Below are 18216 nucleotides of genomic sequence, written 5' to 3'. Positions count from 1 at the left end.
AGCTGAACAGTTTCTGGCTCGTTTGTGGACAGATATGAGTTATAGGAACCTCTAATTAACTACAGCTTATCTAGTGTAAATAAATATCTTAGTTAGCTGCTTGCCAGAGAATTTCGTCAAAATGCTTGTCGCTGACTATGAAAGCGACGCTGTATCGGGCTCTAGTAATAGCGACATACAGTTTATTTTGACTAGTTTGCTTATCAGCAAAAGCACCATCTTGCCCTTTCAAAAACTTTATAAAGCGGTCTGTCGGATGAATTAGAACATGGTCAACAGTTTGCCCTTTGGAATCACCAAAGGTCATCAAGTTTTCATATATATCTAGCTCTTTACCTGAGTTAGCAGAATGCCTAAGTATTAGGGGAGCATGTTGTTTAACATACTTTGAGACATCTTTTGGGGAAACGAAATGTATACCTGTATGTATATCTATACCAGGGTAATCTACTTTAGATTCTGTTTTGGAATACCCCTCTCCCTTATGAACTGTATCTGCAAATTCACATATTGGCTGTATTGAGCGCCAACACTCGTTGAGGGCGCTAAAAACAAACCCCATTTTCCTGTAAGCCTCAAGTTTTTGTTGGCTATCAGATGGCACTTTGGGCTTTGAGGTAGTGTGATATATAGTTTGTCTAAAGTCCCCGAAAGCATGAATCTCAAGCTCTTTAGATTTTGCAATTAGCTTGATTAAGTCAAAATCCCAGCCAGCAAAGTCTTGAGTTTCATCGAGATAAACACGGCTATATATCGAACTGATTCGCTCAGAAATAGCAATGTTGTCTTCTTTTACAATCCTGCATCCTAGCTTTGAGAGAAACTCTGTATGGGCACGATTTTGGCTAGTCAGAAAATGCTTTTCATTGTATTTCGCTCCTAACTTTTCTTTCCTGCCCGGAATATTCATTCTCCCTCTCTTGTGGGGGTTACTGCTATTGAGGTTGATGCCATCAATACGAGTGGTGAAAATGCACCTCTGATATGGCCTTACTACATCTTCTAATATGAAGGAATACCAGCCCTTGACTATGAACAATTCCCTTCGCTGCCCGCCAAGCTCATCAAATTTCCTGTAAAGCTCATTTTGGTTACTACGGGTGTAAGTAATAACCAAAACCTTCTTGCCTTCATCAGTCAGTTCTATTGATTCCTTGACTATTCGAGTTGTCTTGCCTGCCCCAGCGCAAGCAATAAAGAGTTTCTTAGTCAAACTTCAATGCCTCCAACAGATAGTTTGGATACTGAATGACTTTTGTGCTATCGAATATACGCACAGCAGAATCTACTTTTTTAGAACCATAGTTCTTGTCTCCTTTTTCACCTACGTAGACAGCCTTGAAGTATTTAATCTTCCCGTCCAAACTTTTAATCTCTTTATATTCGTTGTAGGCCATTTTTGATAAGGCTATTTCTGCGAATTCATCTAGAGTTTTTTCATTTTTTCCATTAGCAGCTATCAATGAAGGCTCTAGTGATTTTAGTTCGTCGTTTGGCTCAGAGAAGAACTTAATATTCTTAAACTTGAAGTTATTTGCATAATCAATAATGTTGGTTTGGTATGAACCATCATTATCTTTTACCACGTTTACCTTGGTTCCGATAAGTTTGGCTATTTGAAGGTAGTGCTTGAAACCTATACCTCTCACAACGATGATATCAACGCCATCTTCTTCGGGTAACCTTTTGTTATCTTGTAAGTATTTCTTCTTCAGAATCAATTCATCAGAAGGTCCTTCTACTAGAATGACTTTTTTAGAGAGAACAATTCTCAATGTGTCATACCCCGGTAATCTTTGAAGGGTTTTGGCTGTACCAGAATCAATTTCTTTTAGCCTAAGATAGTCATCAGAAATTAAACATAAATGGTTAAGGCTAAGCTTGTTAAGAACATAAGAACTGTGGGTAGTAATAAATATTTGGTTATTGGTATTGTCTGAAATGAACTTTACCAACCTGCTTAGATTTGTATGAGAGAGGTGATTCTCCGGTTCCTCTACAGTAACAAAGTTGACATTACCACCTTTGTTTAAGAGAGCTAGCTTAACCTGTATTTTATTTTGCTCCCCTTTACCTATATGGTTAAACGATATTTCGTCTACCGCTAGTTGGAGCCCAGCTTCGACAGTTCCCGAGTTAGTGTCAGCTATGATCGAGAGGTTTTGCTCTGTGACCTGATTCTCAGAGTCAAGGTCATTGTTGAGCTCTTGAATTTGCTGCTGCTCTTCAAAGGAGTTTTTCAATTGACGATAGTTTAGGTGGAGTAAAGCTTGCTGCTCTTTGGTTAGGGACGAGTTAATGATGTTGGATAAATATTGAGTCTTACCATAAGTGGGATGAAGTCTAGTGGGGTCAATAAATAGGCCCTTTACTTTTCTGCTCAGAAACTTAATTGGCTCCCAGGCAAAACTAAACCACTCGACTTTGTAGAACTCTGTTGGGATGCTATCAACTTTAGCGTTTTTGCAAAACTCTTCATACGTACTGGTTAAATCTTCATCGAAGCAGATTTTGATAAATATTCCTTCATTCTCTTTATTTTGTGAATTGTTCTTACCCCTGTATTCCGGGCAGTCAGATAAGTATGCTTCGATAAGAATTTCAGGCAATGTGCCTTTGGATAGATCGCCATCAAGGTACGTGCGCACCGCCTTATTATTGAATAACTGTGGAGATAGCGAGGAACTTATAGACTTACCTCTGTAGTTAGAGCTTGAAACCAGCTCTAAAGCTTCCAAAATTGTAGTTTTACCTGAATCGTTGTCTCCGACGAGTATATTCACTTTTTCATTAAACTCGTATTCACCTGATTCGATTTTCTTAAAGTTCTTGATAGTTAGTTTTTCGATGTACACAAGGTTATCCATATTAAATTACATGCTTATCAAATAACTATACCTTACTGAAAATCGGAAAAAGATGATGCAAAGCATACATTTAAGGTTGGTTATAGAGTTTTGAGAAAGAATCTCACAAAATGAAATTTAGAAGAAAGAGGTTATGCATAATAAATATACCAAGAAGCCTCTCTATCAAAAATAGTTATGCATCAGATAATGAAAGGTATGTATTGCACACGCCTTATACATTTAGAAAAGCTAAACCAAAAAATTAGTCCGTAACTCTTGCCCTACTCAAAAACAGTTTAGATCAACAGAACTAAACCGTTTCTATCAGGTTTGAAAAAGGGTCTTCAAACGATAAATCGTACGATGAGTCCACCTAACGAAAACTTGAGATAATCGCTGGTATCCTTGGTAATAAGCCAACCAACGCCATTACGCTCGTTAGTGCTATATAAGTTCGCTACGAAGACGTGAAGTTATTACGTTTTTATTCTTGAATATGTATTCAAGTTATCCCAAAACAGCGACTCCTTTGCTGGTTTTTTCTCTGTACAAGCGCTAGCTCACTCTCGACAGCAAAGCTCATATTCCAAGCGTCAAAAGCATCTGCTTTCGGGTCATAACCAAGAGACTTTTTAGTTTCAGTAATGTCCAGCCTCTTAAAGCGATTATTAGAGATTCCATGAGCGATGACGAAAGGTTCACCCTTTAATTCAGACTCAATGCTATTTATTAGCAATGAGCAGAGATCTTGCGGTTCACTCCATGCACTCAAATCTCGTGAACTCATTTGTCTCCACTCCTGCTGATACTCAAAAGCACCAATTCGGACAGCGACTACCTCAATATTTTTTTGATACGCATAGTATGCACCAAGTGCTTCGCCAAAGACTTTGCTGACACCGTATAGATTCTTAGGACGTATCGGCATATTCTCTTTTACTTGAATATCAAGCGGATAACCTTCGATTGTTTGCGCGCTACTCGCATACACCACGCGATCAACTCCACTTTCATACGCACTTTGAAAGATGTTGTAAGCGCCAACGATATTGGCAGGTAGTAAGTGCTTGAATGGCGTATCAGGAGAAGCGAGCCCCGCCAAATGAACCACAACATCGATATTATTCTCTTGAAACACTGAACTAACAGCAGCTAAATCACTAATATCTAACTTTATTCCTCGCTCATCATCGACACTCAGATCTGCGAGGATCAATTTGTGATCAGGTAAAAAGTCGTCGATATACTTTACCAATGCAGAGCCAATTCTGCCGTTTGAACCTGTAATTAAGATTGTTTTCGACATTTATATCCTCCGATAAACAACACTATCGTTGTTTGCACGTTGTGCTTACTCAACAAGTTCTTTTAGTTTGGAACTTGAGTTTGTGCTTTCAATTTGGAGATAGACTAATTACCATGTTGATATTAGTAAATTGACATAATTTAATACCGATATAAAAAACGCTAATATCAGTGTAATGATGTTGAAGGCATTAGACTCACTTCGAGAGACTGGCAGCATTAGTCGAACAGCAGAACATCTTCATGTAACGCAAGCTGCCGTTAGCCATGCGGTCAAAGCTATTGAAACGGTTATCGAGACGCCCATAGCGGTACGAGGATCAAGAGGTGTTACTCTCACTGCCGCTGGGTTAGCTGCAAGTGAATCAGCAACCATCGCACTGAGCGCCATCAACGATATATTGAAACTAGCCGGCTCATCTATTTCCGGCACAGTGAATGTTGCAGCAATCAACTGCGTGTCTAGAGTCATCCTTTCTGAGATCTTGGTGAATGTCCGTAGAACGCACCCAAATCTAGAGATCAACTTATTTACTGGCACAGACCAAGAAGTAGAACAGTGGGTAAAAGCAGGAATTGCAGATATTGGAATCGCATATAACATGGATCCGACTTGCAGTGAGTTACTCTTTGAGGATGAGTTTTATTTTATTACTCCCTATGGTCAACCGAAGACATCGATTGTCGACTTAGTGAGCTTGAATGATAAACCGATTATTGTGTCATCCTCTGGGTGTGAAATATTTATACAGGAATTATTTGATAGGCATCAACACACGTTGAACATAAAAACGACAGTTTCAGACACCGCGGCACTGTTTTCTATCGTAGCCTCTGGATACGGTACATCACTCATCCCTGGTTTAGCTTTTCCTGATAATTGGAAGAAACAGGTCTCTCGGCTACGTGTTTCACCAACATTACGTTGCGAGTTGAGGTTGATGTGTGCAGCAGATAAAAGTGAGCATGGTGAAGTTCGAACATTAGTTGAGCAAATTCGGGAAGTAGCAAAAAGCAAGCATCAGTTGATTTGATATGAGCGACCATACGAGATTGGCACAAGAACATACGGCCGCCTATGTTAGAGGATGAATCCAGTGTTATCTCATCACTTCTGTTCTAACTCGAAATGGGACAAAAAACGGTTTAGCTCCACAGAACTAAACCGTTTCTATCAGGTTAGAAAAAGGTTCTTCAAACCATAAATCGTACAATGAGCCTATCTAACGAAAGCTTGGGATAATTGCTGGAATCCCCGGAAGTAAGCCCACCAATGCCATTACGCTTGTTAGTACAATAAACATAATGCCAGGCAACACCCAACGGCTCATTTTACTGAGTTCCCCACTGCGTTCTTTACAGCCGACTAAGCCTAAATTATCTAGCAACATGGTGAGAGACCAGCCAAATGCAGGGTTAACGAGCGCTGAAGAAAATACAACAATCGCCGCCGATTGAGTGGTTTTCCCTTCACGCGTCATTTCCATTCCTGCTTCTAGCAAAGGAACAAATACTCCAACAATGAGCGCAACACAAAGTACAGGTTGCCAGATCGCTAAGTCCATTGGGTAGCCCCAAACCGCGGCGATGATACAAAACAGCGCCGTCAGCAAAGCGCCAGCTGGAATTGGACGTTTAGCGATCGCCGCCGGAACGATGTAAGTTCCCCAAGAAGACGTAAAGTTAGTACCACCGAGCAGAGAACCGAACGTCTGACGAATGGAAGCGGTGGTCATGGTATCGTCGATGTTCATATGTACTTTTTCTGTACGTTTTGGATAGCTGATTTTTTGAAACACTTGATGCCCTAAAAAATCAGGCGACCACATGGCTACGGCTAAAATAGCAAAAGGCAATACCACCATGAAATGCTCAATCGTAGGTAAACCTAGCATCCAACCCGTATCTTCCCCCCACCAATACATAGGGTTCATATTGGGTAAGCCGGGCTCGGTTTGAAAAGAAAACGGAGCGCCCATAGCAAAAGCTAAAGTACCGCCTAGCAAGCAACTAAGAGGAACCGCTAGCCAACGCTTACGAAAGTGTTCCAGTAATGCATATAAAATAATGGTGCAAAAGATCACAACAAAAGCAATGTGGCTCATCCCTATTCCCTCTGCCCACGCGAACAGCTTTTTGACTTGAGAGACGGTTCCAACAAAGCCAAGGTAGAGCAATAAACCACCACACACGCCTTTACTGGTGAGATTTGCTAACATGCTGCCACCTTTACTGATGGCTAACAGTATGCCAAAAGCGCCAATCAGCAGACCAAAGGCCATTGGGTGCCCGCCTGCTGCAACGACGATAGGAATCAATGGGATGAGCGGGCCGTGTGTACCCGCGAGGTTTGCGGTCGGCAACAGAAAGCCTGAGAAAAGAATAATGAAAACAGAGGCGATGAGTAGTTCATAACGTACATTTTCTAAAATAAAGCCTTCATTCAACCCTAGCGCTCCGGCAAAGGTTGCGGCAATGGCTCCCACCATAACAACTTTACCAATGGTCGCGGCCATCGCTGGAATGGTATCTTCTACCTCGAATCGATAATCTTTAAACGGCAAATTGGGACGCCAACGTTTAGGCGCCATGATTTGCAACTCGTGCTCTAAATATTGTTCTCGGGACTCAAACTCCGAGCTAGGTTTATGTTGTTGTTCATAAGTGAGTTCATCCTCACTGGCTTTAGGCTTATCTGTTCGAATATGTACGGACTCTAAAGTGCTGCTCATTGTGATTCCTTTCGTTCACACTCTAAGGTGTGTTTTTCCAACCAACGTTGTTTGCTCAATAAACGAAGATTAAGCAAGTCGTTGTCTCTATATTCTCTGCGACAAGAACTCGATAACTGACGTTTATGAACCCTTTAAATTAAGTTGCTAGTACCTTATACCAAACGAAAAAGTACAAATAGTCTCAGATGGTTAGACATTAGTCGTAGGGTTCGGGCTAACAGTATGAGCGTTGTGATGGGATCTGATAAACCTAGCTCAAGGTCTTTGGTAAAAGCGAACGAAAGGTGTGGAAGCCTGGTGAGCCAACAGCAACAGAAAGCTTGGGTTAGCGGCTTTTTATCCAATGAAGAAAGGGGCTCATGTAGCCCCTTTTAATTTATCGATTCATGTGTCGCAATTAGTCTAACAGCGCATCAACTGGATAATAGTTTTCGAAACACTCGCTGTTTTAATGTCTTCCATCGAGCAAAAAGCAAACCAATAGCGATTAAAATATAGATCGTCGGCTCTGCTACCTCTGACTTCACCGACCAATAGAAATGAATCGGCGCAAATACCGCAGCTAAGTAAACCCAGTTATGCAGCTTTTGCCATTTAGGACCCATCTTGCGTTGTATAGATTGAGTCGAAGTCACCGCCAGAAGTAACAAGATTACCCACACTGCTGCACCAACGGTCAAATAAGGGCGTTTGACGATTTCAGAGGCAAGTAAACTCCAATCCAACCCTAAATCGAGCACAGCAAACGCAACCAAATGAAGCACTGCCCAGAAAAAGCTGTATAACCCAAGTAGTCTCCTAACTCGAACTAACAAACCCTGCTTGGTCCAACGCGCAAGTGGAGAAACTAACAAGGTAATAAACAGCGTATTCAGCGCGCTAATACCCGTGTAATGGATAATGCCTTGAACAGGGTCGCCACCTAAGTTGTCGGTATTAATCGCAATAACCAGCAGACCTAAAAAGCCTAAAGAGACAAGATGGATAAGGACCTTAAGCGCAATGATGTGTTTTGGCGTCAGCTTTCTCAATAGAACTTCCTCAGGTCCATATTCTTATAGAGATGCGCCACCTCTTCCTCGTAACCGTTGAACATCAATGTTGGCTGTCTGCGAGTGCTGAGTACACTGCCCTCACCGATGAAACGCTCGCTTGCTTGGCTCCAACGTGGGTGGTCAACATTTGGGTTCACATTAGCGTAAAAACCGTATTCATTTGGTGCTAAACGATTCCACGTTGTTGGCGGCTCTCGGTCAGTTAAACGAATTCGAACAATAGACTTAATGCTTTTGAAACCATACTTCCACGGTACAACTAAGCGAAGTGGCGCACCGTTTTGTGGTGCAAGCGTCTTACCGTATAAACCGACAGAAATCAGTGCGAGCGGGTTCATTGCTTCATCAAGACGAAGCCCTTCGACGTAAGGATATTCAATACTGCTAAACGAGCCTTGAGCTGGGAACTGTTTCGGGTCGTAGAGGGTTTCAAAAGCAACGTATTTCGCACTACTTTTTGGATCCGCCATTTTGATGATGTCTGCTAGAGGAAAACCAATCCACGGAATGTTCATTGACCATGCTTCGACACAACGTAAGCGATAGATTCGCTCTTCTAGTGTGAACTTGTTAAAGATGTCATCGTAGTCGAGCTTAATCGGGTTATTCACCAAGCCGTCGATCTCAACCGTCCATGGGTCAGACACAAATTCAGAAGAGTTTTTCGCTGGGTCAGATTTATCGGTACCAAACTCATAGAAGTTATTGTATTTCAAAACCTTGCTCTCAGGAGTAAGAGAAAGATCCGCTTGATACTGCTGTGGCTTAGTCACACTAAGATCAATTCGATTATCTGAGACTGGCTTTTCCTTTGACGAGAAGATGTCCAAAATACCAGCTTGTGCATTCGCAGCGAGTGGCATACCGACAACCGCAATGCCTAACTTTTTCAATATTTCACGACGCTCTTTATAGACGGACTCTGGCGTCGCTTCGTTTTCAGATAAAGCCCAGCGATGATTCTTCTTAATCCACATAATCTTCCCCGAATGTGTTCATACTTTAGTAAATAGCGAACTGGTAATACGTTGATTAAGACAGACCGTAGCAATGGCAGTTCTATTTCATAGAAAACGAAAAACCGATATGCATTTAAGTTTGCAATTACTATTCAGCCGCACTGTGGAACACGCAGCGACTTCATTATTAACCAAATCTAAAAACTGATTTAGGGATTACCCCTCTTATCATTAACAATCACAAGTCTATACTGGCATTGTTCCCAAACTTTCCAATCATGAGCCTTGTGATGCTAGCGATTTCCTCGACTTTAAAATCCGTTCTCGAAAAAACACTGCCTTTAACGGTCGGTCTCTTTGCGATCATGTCAGTACAACTTATTGATGCAGTGTTTATCGGCAAGCTTGGTGTAAACGAGCTTACGGTGCAAGGTATTACCATGCCTTTCCAAGCTGCATTTATCGGCATTCAAGTCGGCATCGGTGTCGCGGCAACATCGATCATTTCTCATGCTTTTGGTGCAAATGACACACGACGAGCTACCAATACGGCTTCACTTGCATTGCTTGTTGGCAGCGCTTTTATCGCACTTATTGGAGTTACATTGTGGTTGATGGAACAAAGTGTGTTTTCCGCATTTATCTCTGTGGAAGACGGCGGCACCCAGTATCAGCAACTCGAAGTGTTATTTGGTCAGTTCTGGGGCTTGTGGTTGTTGAGCGCACTATCGAGTGCTGTGCTGTATTTGATGACCTGTGTTTATCGTGCGAATGGTGACACTAAAGTCACTGGCTCCGTTTTTGTCATCGCAAGCCTTATCAACCTCGTACTTGATCCAATCTTTATGTTCGTTCTTAACATGGGGATCGCAGGTGCAGCACTAGCATCTATGCTTGGTTTTGCCATCAGCGCGGCTTACATGATGCAAAGAGCCAAAGGTCGCCACTGGTTCGCTCCTTTCTCTTGTGCTTTAGCCAGCAAAGAGGATTTCAATCTACTGATCAAAACCACGATTCCAACCATGATGAACCAAATCTTACCGTCAGTCAGCGCGTTCGTGACCGTGATGTTCATCGCTCATCTTGGTGCCAATGAAATTGCGTTTTGGAGTTTGCTCAACCGAGTCGAGAGCTTCTTGCTAATCTTCACATTGGCGCTCACCATGTCGTTACCACCAATGATTGGCCGTCAGCTCGGTGCCGAACGTTTCGATTCAATCCAAGCGCTTGTTCAATCAGCTTCTCGCTTTGTGATCTTGTTCCACTTGGTCATCGCGACTTTGTTAGTGGTAAGTTTACCAATCATTGTTCCTCTACTATCGGCGGACAACACAATGCAAGATTGGTTGAAGCTAGCCCTTTGGGTGATTCCGTTTAGCTACGGTCCTTTAGGCTTATGTATGGTTGTCACTTCAATCTTCAACGCATTGGGTAAACCCAAAACCGCCCTTTTCGTTTGCTTTGTTAGATTGCTGGTGCTGTACATCCCAGCGATTGCTATTGGTTCGTTACAGGGTGACATTTTTACTATCGTCATTGCGGCAACAATAGCGAATGTACTCGCTGGATTGTTTTCATGGTTACAGTTAACGAGCTATGCAAAACAATACTTATCCGCTACTCATGCCCTCATGATGAAAGTGAAAACAGCAGAACACCGATAATCAATAGTATCTTGGATATTTCGAGTGATTAAATGTGTTAGTCTTGGTGAAATAAAGCAAATATGGAACCTGTTTTTATGCTGGGTAAATTCACTAAGGTGATTGACCATTTCTCTGATATGGGTGTTCCACCTCAAACGGTTAAACCCTTGTCAACTCAGTTTAAATTGCTCTCACTAAACCCATCAGATATTTTGCTCGCACAGGGATCTCAGCAGGACTATGGCTATTTTATCCTGTCCGGAATACTTAGAGCTTGTCATTACGGTGAGAACGGTCTTGAACGATGCAAAGAGTTTTATTTTCAAGATGAGCTATGCTTCCTCTATTCAAGTTGGTTGCAGGGAATGCCTGCCCAATATCAAATTGAAGCTATTACAGCAGCAGAAGTAATAAGGGTCCCTCTGAATTTACTGACATTGCCTTCGTTCTCACAAGCCAAAGTCACACTGTTACAGCAACAATTAATATTCAAGGAGCAGAAAGAAGCCCTTCTATTACTCCACACACCCGAGCAAAGGTATCGGCACTTGCTGCAGTATTGGCCACATTGGTTAGCCAAACTTAATAACATTCAGATAGCCAGCTATATCGGTATTAGCCCTGTCAGCCTATCGAGATTGAAAGCCAGAATTAAAAGCTAAATATAAAAAGTAGGAATTAACTAAAGTTAATTCCTACCTTAGGATACATACGCATAATCCCACCTCCATATTTATTCTAAATTTTGTAGGAGGGAAGCATGTCGGCATTTCTTTGGTCCCAAATATTGATAGCAATCGCCATCGTATTCGATCTGATATCATTTCAATTTAAAAAAAGGCAAAAAATTGTCTGTTGCTTATGTGCATCTGGCATCTTGATTAGCACCCACTTTGTTCTACTAGAGCAATGGACCGCCGCAAGCTTAATGTTACTCGCTAGTATCCGCTATTTCACTAGTATCTTTACTACATCGAAAAGGTGGATGTTTCTGTATTTAACCTCTGCGTTAATGATCACTGTGATGACCTTTGTTGACTTAATCAATTTGCTTAGTTTTGGCGGAACGCTATTTCAGACCACAGCTGCATTTTGTAAAAGTGATCAACGTTTGCGGCAATTAATGATTGTCGGAACTTTGCTCTGGCTAATACACAATTACCTTGCAGGCTCTCCTACCGCTGTACTAATGGAGCTGTTGTTTATTAGCAGCAATCTTATCGGCTATTATCGTTATTATGGGATACGCCAAGGTCTGTTGACTCAGAAGAAATCTGTATAAACATATGCCAATATTTACGACAAACAACATGAAAAAAAGAGCGAACTTAGTCGTTCGCTCTATGGCATCTAGCTCATTGGACTACTCTTTAGACCAAGCAAACTTTTCAAATACTTTATCTACTGGGGTGTGAGCAACATGGTTTACGTAGTTACTAATCACTTTTTGCGATAGACCAAGGATCACTTCCAGAACCTGTTGCTGACCGTAACCTGCTGCAAAAAACGCTGCTAGTTCTGTTTCTGATACATTGCCACGCTCACGAACGACAGCAAGAGTAAAGTCTTTTAGTGCTTGAAGCTTTTCAGTTGGCATTGCTTCATAATTACGCAATGCTTCAGTCAGTGCTGGGTCTACTTTCATTGAGTGCGCGATCCCGGTATGTGCAGGAACACAGTAGTGACATTCGTGCTCAACGTTGATGGTTTGCCATACCACTGTTAGCTCTTCAGCGTCGAATGATGTATTAGTGAATTGCTGATGCAGTTGCGTGTACGCCGTTAGGATTTGAGGAGACTCAGCCATTACCGCGTAAAGACCAGGAATCATACCCATTTGCTTTTGTGCACCTTCAAGGATTGCTTTGCTTTTTTCTGGTGCAGACTCAACAGTGTGTAGTTTAAATTCGTTCATTTTCTCTTTCCCATTCTCTAACTTATTAACTTTACTGACTTATTTTACTTCTGGCTCTAGCAGGACTTTGGTTACAAACAAACGAACCGCTGGCGCTACAAGGGCTAAAACTAACAGTGCAGATGGCACCATTTGTGAAACTGCGTTTAACCATGCATCGAAGAACATACCGTTTGTAGGTAACGTCTTAGCAACCATGATAGCTGGCATGCTAAGAAGCATAGTTGGTAGAACCATAGAAACCATTAATGGGTACTGGAACTTGCGCGGAAACTTTTTCATATTTGACTCTCTTGTACCTTACTTCGATTGGCTAATTGATGGGGCTATATTAGCCCCGACCATCGCAATCAAAAATAGACAACATTGAACTTGAATCTTTCATATTTGAATGATTAACTCAAAGTGTCATTCCCAAGAGCGTTCAATTATGAAAGCAAAAGACATCTCCAACCTCTATCTGTTTTGCCAATCTGTCGAGTGTGGCGGCTTTGCTGCGGCGAGCCTTAAAACACACGTTTCAGCCCCAACGCTGTCAAGGGCGGTGGCAAGCCTCGAAGATAAACTGGGTGAAAAACTGGTACACCGTAATGCAAAACAGTTCCAACTCACGACGGCAGGCGACGAATACTACCAACGCTTCGCTGCCCTATTTATGCAGTTAAATGATGAATGGACGCAGCTTTCGAATAGCCAGCCAGTATTGACGGGTGAAATCCGAGTCTCTTGCCCTGAGCCATTTGCTGATAATTTCCTGCAAAAGATGGCGATTGAGTTTATGCAGCTTCACTCAGAGGTATCCGTAACCATTCAATTTAGTGCAGGCACTGAGCGTTTCTTTGATGAGCAGATTGACCTTGCGATTGTAACGACCCCACCTCATGCCAGTCATTTAATACAGCGTCGGTTATTTGAATCACCATTAATGCTCGCAGCATCACCCAGTTATATCGCAAAACATGGTCAGCCAGAACGAGCAGAAGAGTTGATTAACCATCAGCTACTCTCAGGTAATAACTTGCCGTATTGGGAGCTAAAAGAAGATGGCAAAGCGATCCGTATTCCTTATCAGCCTCGTTACTCAATCAGCAGTCTGCGGTTAAATATTGATGCGACAATAGCAGGAGCTGGGATCTGCATGATGCCAAGAGCCGCCTTTGAAAAGCATGCAGAAAGAAAAGAGTTAGTAGAAGTATTGCCAGAACTAGAATTCCCAACGGGTAAAGCATTCTTGGTGTGGGCAGACAGAAAGCTGATAGCGACCAGAGTGGTTGCCTTTAGAGACATGATTTTTGAAAGGTTTGGGCAATCGGCAGAATTTCTGGCTTCGATTCACTCAGAGCGAAATTAGTAGTTGTTGTATATATGAAATACCTATTTATAAATGAAATGCGCCAGACTAGACGAACTAATCTGGCGTTGATTTTGTAACTTTTACGATTACTTTTTACGAAAATATAGGAATGCATTTAACCAAGCTAACCCAAGAATAATCAGCGTCATTACAGGTGGCTTAGACTGAAGTGGTAGCACTTCGGCTGGCACATTTGGCAATAGGTGAACATACACCGCGACAATCATAATTGCGGTAGTTAACAGCGCTGATAACTGCATGGCTTTATCTTTAATTGGTGCTGCGAGTACCTTATTGCCAATCATCACCACAAGTAGCAGTAAACCTGCAAAAATCTCACCTAATTGACCCATCCATCGAGACAAAGTAGGAAAAGGCAGTTCACTTAACGCAATCTGTTTTGCGAACATAGTCGCAAACGGGTCAAAGAATTTTACGGTTCCCGCCATCACCATAAAGGCACCGAGAAGACCAGTTAGGATCTTTTGAACTTTTGTTCCTGCGCTGTCGGCTTTGTCATAATTACGAACCAAAAAAACACTCGTAACGAGTAGCATCGCGCCGATAAGAGATAATTCAAGAACTAATTGTGATGTGCTCATAGCAAACCTTCATTATGTGTTAGCAAGTTGATGGCGCTATTCTACGAAACACAATAAGCCTCAAAAATAGACAGGTTTGATTTGTATCCGTTCAAAAATGCAAGATTAAATATTACCTCTAGAGCGTTTAAGTGAGCCGTGCGATTTGCTCTCTGACGGTCTCTAAAGCGGACTGCAATTGTGGGCGGCTTAGTGGACCTGCAAGTGATATCCTCACCGCTGCTGGCACTTCATACCGACCCACGGCAAACATTTCTGCTTCTCTCACTCTGACCCCATGTTTCAACAACGATTGGTTAAAGTGATACCCTGTTAATGGCTCAGGTAAAGGTAACCATACATTGTAGCCAGGGACGCCAATCTGGATTTCGGGAAATACAGCCTTCCAGATCCGATGACGCGCACTGAGTTCCATCGCGATCTCTTCGTCCACCGCCTGCATCGCTCCGCTGGTTAACCAACGACAAACCAGATCGATTATCAAAGGGCTAACATACATACAGCTGGCTCGTAGCGCTCGTTGCAGTAACTCTTTGAAAGACAATGGAAGAATGATAAAGCCCAGTCGCAATCCACCAGCGAAGTACTTAGAAAAACTGCCCACGTATAAGGTAATATCCGGAGCAATAGCGACTAAAGGACTCTTTCGATGGGATGGCGGGCAGTAGAGAACGTCGTCCTCAATAATCAACACATTGTAACGACGGCATATTTCTATAATTTTTAGTCTTCGGCTATCTGTTAATTGAGCTCCGGTCGGGTTTTGTATTCCCGGCGTGAGATAAAGCAGTTTTGGGCGATGCCTCTTACAGTGCAATGCCAGATCTTCTGGATCTAATCCATGTTCATCGACTTTTACTGGCACTAGCTTTCGTTCGGATTGCTGACATGCATAGATGAACTCTGGATAACACAGCCCTTCGGCAAGAATAGTATCTTTTGGACGGCTTAATGCTTGAATAATCAGCGAGATCCCGTGTTGCCCTCCATGAGTCCACACTAGACGCCGTGCATCAATATCGATATTAAATTTGCTCATCAGCCATTGTCGAAGAGTCTCGTTATGACCCTGAATGCCATCAGCGGAGTAGTAATCCAGCACGGCTGCCTGCGCGATCTCCTCGTGAGATAACTCTTTCAACGCATTCGCCAGAAATTTCGGCTGCGATAATAACAAAGGTCGGCAGCGGGCCAAATCAACGCCTTGTTCTTCCAATACCGGATGATAAAAATGGTTCAGTTCAGTTTCTCTGTTCCGAACATAAGTACCACTTCCTACTTTTGGCTCTGTTAAGCCCCTCCGCTCAAGCTCCTGATACGCCCTTGTCACCGTTCCAACCGTCACACCCAAGCGATAAGACAAAATACGCTGAGGGGGTAATTTCGTATCTGGTTCGAGTTCACCACTCTCTATCACCTCAGCAATCGCATCAGCCAGTGCCATAAACTTAGGTCCGGAACGACCCGATATATCAGGGACTAACATTGTCTCTCTCCGAAGGGGTACAATTAATTCTTGTATTCAGGATAAATAAGGCCTGACGAAAATGAAATCAAAGAATTGTCACCATGACGCATTAACTGTAGGTCTCTCTCACTTTGCCCCTTTACTCTTGGCTCAGCTGCACTTATTTGAGAGGAAAGGAAATGACAACATTATGGGACCTAATGCCAGCGATGAGTTTATTTGCGTTTGTTACCGCCATCACGCCCGGTCCAAATAACTTATTGCTCGCCAACTCAGGGGCACAATTTGGTGTCCGGAAATCATGGCGACACCTAATTGGTATCCGTATTGGTGTTATCGGGTTAATTCTGCTTTGCGCGTGTGGTGCTGGCGTTGCTCTCCAGACTCATCCAAGTTGGTATCTCGCCATAAAATACATCGGTCTGGCTTACATGTTCTGGTTGATAATAAAGCTGTTGTGTACCAACTCTTTCGCGGGTAAAGCCACCAAAAGCAAACCAATCAACGTAACTCAGGCTACGTTGTTTCAACTAGGTAATATGAAGGCTTGGATGGCATCACTTGCTTTGGTCACAAGTTATAGCCTCCCCTCCAGCTATTGGTTATCTGTCGCATTGATTACTTTCGTGTTTACGACATTCGGACTGCTTGCCAATATGACTTGGGTCTGGGTTGGTCAAAAAATCCGTGTTTATCTCAATACCACATTAAAGCAGCGTATGTTCAATATCAGCCTAGCAGCGATAACATTCATATCATTGTTACCAGTGTTGGAGCACTCAATCTGAGTACTAACGGTTAAGTAATACTGGCTGGTGAATCAAAAAAGATAAAACGCCCACACTGCTGAACAAGTGTGGGCGTTTTTGATTTTGGCGCCGTACCGAGTAACTGGATGAGCTCAATACTCTTCTGCGCGCTCTACAAAACTGGGACGTGGTGCGCTTCCACTTTTGTTTTATGAATATGGCTCATCTTATGGGTATTAACGAAATCTGTTCCATCCGCAAATTTCTTTTTCACGCTATTTGTCAGTATTGTAATGGTGTTACCAAAAACGGCGTCAGTGTGGCGGGCATATTCACACATCGTTGTCTTAACGCCACGTTCAGCAAATTCCTTCTCCATCTTACGAGAATAAGTAACGAATTCAGCCGGCGTGATTTGCTCGTCTAATTTCGCATTATCTACAACCTTGCTTATCACCTCATTTGGCGTTAGTGATTTATCGAGATTGTCTAAGATCTCCACTGCTTTTTTAGGATGCACAGTTGGCGCTCTTTCACAGGTGTACAATCCATAGAGGAACTCGACAACCATTTCGATCGCTTCTTTGTCGTGTCCACCCATCAGATAGCTTCCGTTACCTACTGCACCGCCAGAAAATTTGCTCTCGCCATTAAGGTGCTTAGCTAAATTGCCGTCTGGCTTTATGCTGACACCGATATCGAAGAAGTAATCTCCGGCATTTAGAGCGAGTAAGGAGACCATGTTCTTTGCAAAGGCAGGACTACCGTAGTTGATGCTTGCCTCATACAGCTCTGTCATCTTCTTCGCAATGGCAGGTGTTGCCATGTTTTTCTTCGTCAGTAATTCATCAACTGAAACGAATTTAACATTCTCAGGAAGCTCTACACGTGAGTCGTAACAGGTTCGACCTTTCGTACGTCTATCGACATAAATAACGTGTTTCACCTTTGGAGTGACTTTAGCATTACTAATTACATTCAGCAGACCATGTTCTTTTTCAACACTTGGAATAACATTGTCTTCGCCACTTTCTGCTTTTGTATTGACCCAGCAATAAGCAACTGTCTTGGTCGGTGGTTTGGAAAAACTCGGTTTTGCACACAACAATGAACTGAGACCACTCTTTTTCTTTTTTTCTTTTAATGGCGTTAGTGCGACGTCGGTGTTTTCGTTGTTGCGCTCAGCAAGGACTCTCTCTCGGTTAGCAGCCCAGCGTTTATTGTCTGCTTGCGTAACTTTTAGTTCTTCCCTGCGAGCTATACGTTGTTGTTCAGCGCGCTCTTGGACGGATTGTTGTGCTTGTTCGGTGTGGTCACTTGGAGGAGATTGATATCGCATTAAGTTTGCCCTAATTACCAAATGTAAGAATTTGTTACAATATGATAAATTTGACACTTAGAATAAAGAGTGGTGATGAAGTAACCGTTCAATAAGGTATTATTACTAAACAAAAGCTCATTATGAAGGGGAAAATTCATTTATTTTCTCTTCGACCTGTTCGCTATTAATACGTTAAAACCAATAAATAATTTATAGTTAAGGTCTCGTCAACGACATTTAAAAAGGGACTCAAATGAG

At 42.5% G+C, this 18216-nt stretch carries 17 protein-coding genes; 6 read left to right on the top strand and 11 right to left on the bottom strand.

Going from position 1 to position 18216, the window contains the following annotated elements; all coding sequences use genetic code 11:
• Window positions 1-88: 88 nt before the first annotated feature.
• From MHO32_RS06140 to MHO32_RS06130, 3 genes are all read right to left on the bottom strand, one after another.
• Complete coding sequence (locus MHO32_RS06140; protein WP_239210924.1) at window positions 89-1213, bottom strand: AAA family ATPase; 1125 nt, start codon at window positions 1211-1213, stop codon at window positions 89-91.
• The gene (locus MHO32_RS06135; protein ID WP_239210922.1) at window positions 1206-2855 is read right to left on the bottom strand and encodes an ATP-dependent nuclease; all 1650 of its coding nucleotides are present in this window, start codon (window positions 2853-2855) and stop codon (window positions 1206-1208) included. The genes MHO32_RS06140 and MHO32_RS06135 overlap by 8 nt, the downstream gene beginning before the upstream one ends.
• A 496-nt stretch (window positions 2856-3351) precedes the next feature.
• Window positions 3352-4155 (bottom strand): NAD-dependent epimerase/dehydratase family protein, encoded by an 804-nt coding sequence (locus tag MHO32_RS06130; RefSeq protein ID WP_239210920.1) that lies wholly within the window; start codon window positions 4153-4155, stop codon window positions 3352-3354.
• Window positions 4156-4330: 175 nt separating this feature from the next.
• Here MHO32_RS06130 and MHO32_RS06125 point away from each other — a divergent pair, with 175 nt between their 5' ends.
• Window positions 4331-5188, top strand: coding sequence for a LysR family transcriptional regulator (locus MHO32_RS06125; RefSeq protein WP_239210919.1), 858 nt, complete (start codon window positions 4331-4333; stop codon window positions 5186-5188).
• A gap of 189 nt (window positions 5189-5377) precedes the next feature.
• On the opposite strand, the gene MHO32_RS06120 is transcribed toward MHO32_RS06125, so the two are convergent.
• From MHO32_RS06120 to msrP, 3 genes are all read right to left on the bottom strand, one after another.
• Window positions 5378-6886, bottom strand: coding sequence for a DUF3360 domain-containing protein (locus MHO32_RS06120; protein WP_239210917.1), 1509 nt, complete (start codon window positions 6884-6886; stop codon window positions 5378-5380).
• 416 nt (window positions 6887-7302) lie between these two features.
• On the bottom strand, window positions 7303-7920 hold the full coding sequence (msrQ, locus tag MHO32_RS06115; RefSeq protein ID WP_239210916.1) for a protein-methionine-sulfoxide reductase heme-binding subunit MsrQ: 618 nt from the start codon (window positions 7918-7920) through the stop codon (window positions 7303-7305).
• Window positions 7917-8921, bottom strand: a complete 1005-nt coding sequence (msrP, locus tag MHO32_RS06110) for a protein-methionine-sulfoxide reductase catalytic subunit MsrP (protein WP_005446028.1) — start codon at window positions 8919-8921, stop codon at window positions 7917-7919. The genes msrQ and msrP overlap by 4 nt, the downstream gene beginning before the upstream one ends.
• Window positions 8922-9193: 272 nt before the next feature.
• On the opposite strand from msrP, the gene MHO32_RS06105 reads away from it, so the two are divergent.
• The 3 genes from MHO32_RS06105 (at window position 9194) to MHO32_RS06095 (ending at window position 11831) form a co-directional block, all read left to right on the top strand.
• Entirely contained in the window at window positions 9194-10567 is a 1374-nt protein-coding gene (locus MHO32_RS06105; protein ID WP_239210915.1) for an MATE family efflux transporter, read from the top strand.
• Between the two features lie 77 nt (window positions 10568-10644).
• Complete coding sequence (locus MHO32_RS06100) at window positions 10645-11211, top strand: Crp/Fnr family transcriptional regulator (RefSeq protein WP_059678554.1); 567 nt, start codon at window positions 10645-10647, stop codon at window positions 11209-11211.
• Window positions 11212-11309: 98 nt separating this feature from the next.
• Complete coding sequence (locus MHO32_RS06095; protein WP_050925867.1) at window positions 11310-11831, top strand: YgjV family protein; 522 nt, start codon at window positions 11310-11312, stop codon at window positions 11829-11831.
• Window positions 11832-11912: 81 nt separating this feature from the next.
• Here the strand turns inward: MHO32_RS06095 and MHO32_RS06090 are convergent, their stop codons facing one another.
• Window positions 11913-12464 carry a carboxymuconolactone decarboxylase family protein gene (locus MHO32_RS06090; protein WP_239210914.1) on the bottom strand — a complete coding sequence of 184 codons (552 nt, stop codon included), beginning with the start codon at window positions 12462-12464 and terminating at the stop codon, window positions 11913-11915.
• Window positions 12465-12503: 39 nt separating this feature from the next.
• On the bottom strand, window positions 12504-12746 hold the full coding sequence (locus tag MHO32_RS06085; protein ID WP_005446034.1) for a hypothetical protein: 243 nt from the start codon (window positions 12744-12746) through the stop codon (window positions 12504-12506).
• 148 nt (window positions 12747-12894) lie between these two features.
• Here MHO32_RS06085 and MHO32_RS06080 point away from each other — a divergent pair, with 148 nt between their 5' ends.
• A complete protein-coding gene (locus MHO32_RS06080; RefSeq protein WP_239210913.1) occupies window positions 12895-13815 on the top strand; it encodes a LysR family transcriptional regulator in 921 nt (306 codons plus the stop codon).
• Window positions 13816-13904: 89 nt separating this feature from the next.
• Here the strand turns inward: MHO32_RS06080 and MHO32_RS06075 are convergent, their stop codons facing one another.
• On the bottom strand, window positions 13905-14420 hold the full coding sequence (locus MHO32_RS06075) for a membrane protein (RefSeq protein ID WP_047516805.1): 516 nt from the start codon (window positions 14418-14420) through the stop codon (window positions 13905-13907).
• 127 nt (window positions 14421-14547) lie between these two features.
• On the bottom strand, window positions 14548-15906 hold the full coding sequence (locus tag MHO32_RS06070) for an aminotransferase-like domain-containing protein (protein ID WP_239210911.1): 1359 nt from the start codon (window positions 15904-15906) through the stop codon (window positions 14548-14550).
• Window positions 15907-16067: 161 nt separating this feature from the next.
• Here MHO32_RS06070 and MHO32_RS06065 point away from each other — a divergent pair, with 161 nt between their 5' ends.
• Window positions 16068-16676, top strand: coding sequence for a LysE family translocator (locus tag MHO32_RS06065; RefSeq protein WP_005446042.1), 609 nt, complete (start codon window positions 16068-16070; stop codon window positions 16674-16676).
• A 133-nt stretch (window positions 16677-16809) separates the two neighbouring features.
• Here the strand turns inward: MHO32_RS06065 and MHO32_RS06060 are convergent, their stop codons facing one another.
• Window positions 16810-17976, bottom strand: a complete 1167-nt coding sequence (locus MHO32_RS06060) for a hypothetical protein (RefSeq protein WP_050939715.1) — start codon at window positions 17974-17976, stop codon at window positions 16810-16812.
• Window positions 17977-18216: the final 240 nt, after the last annotated feature.

The sequence above is a fragment of the Vibrio sp. MMH1-50 genome (genome assembly GCF_022347645.1).
In the GTDB taxonomy this organism is placed as follows: domain Bacteria; phylum Pseudomonadota; class Gammaproteobacteria; order Enterobacterales; family Vibrionaceae; genus Vibrio; species Vibrio harveyi.
Note: the sequence above shows the minus strand (reverse complement) of the source record. Positions and strands in the feature narration are given on the sequence as shown.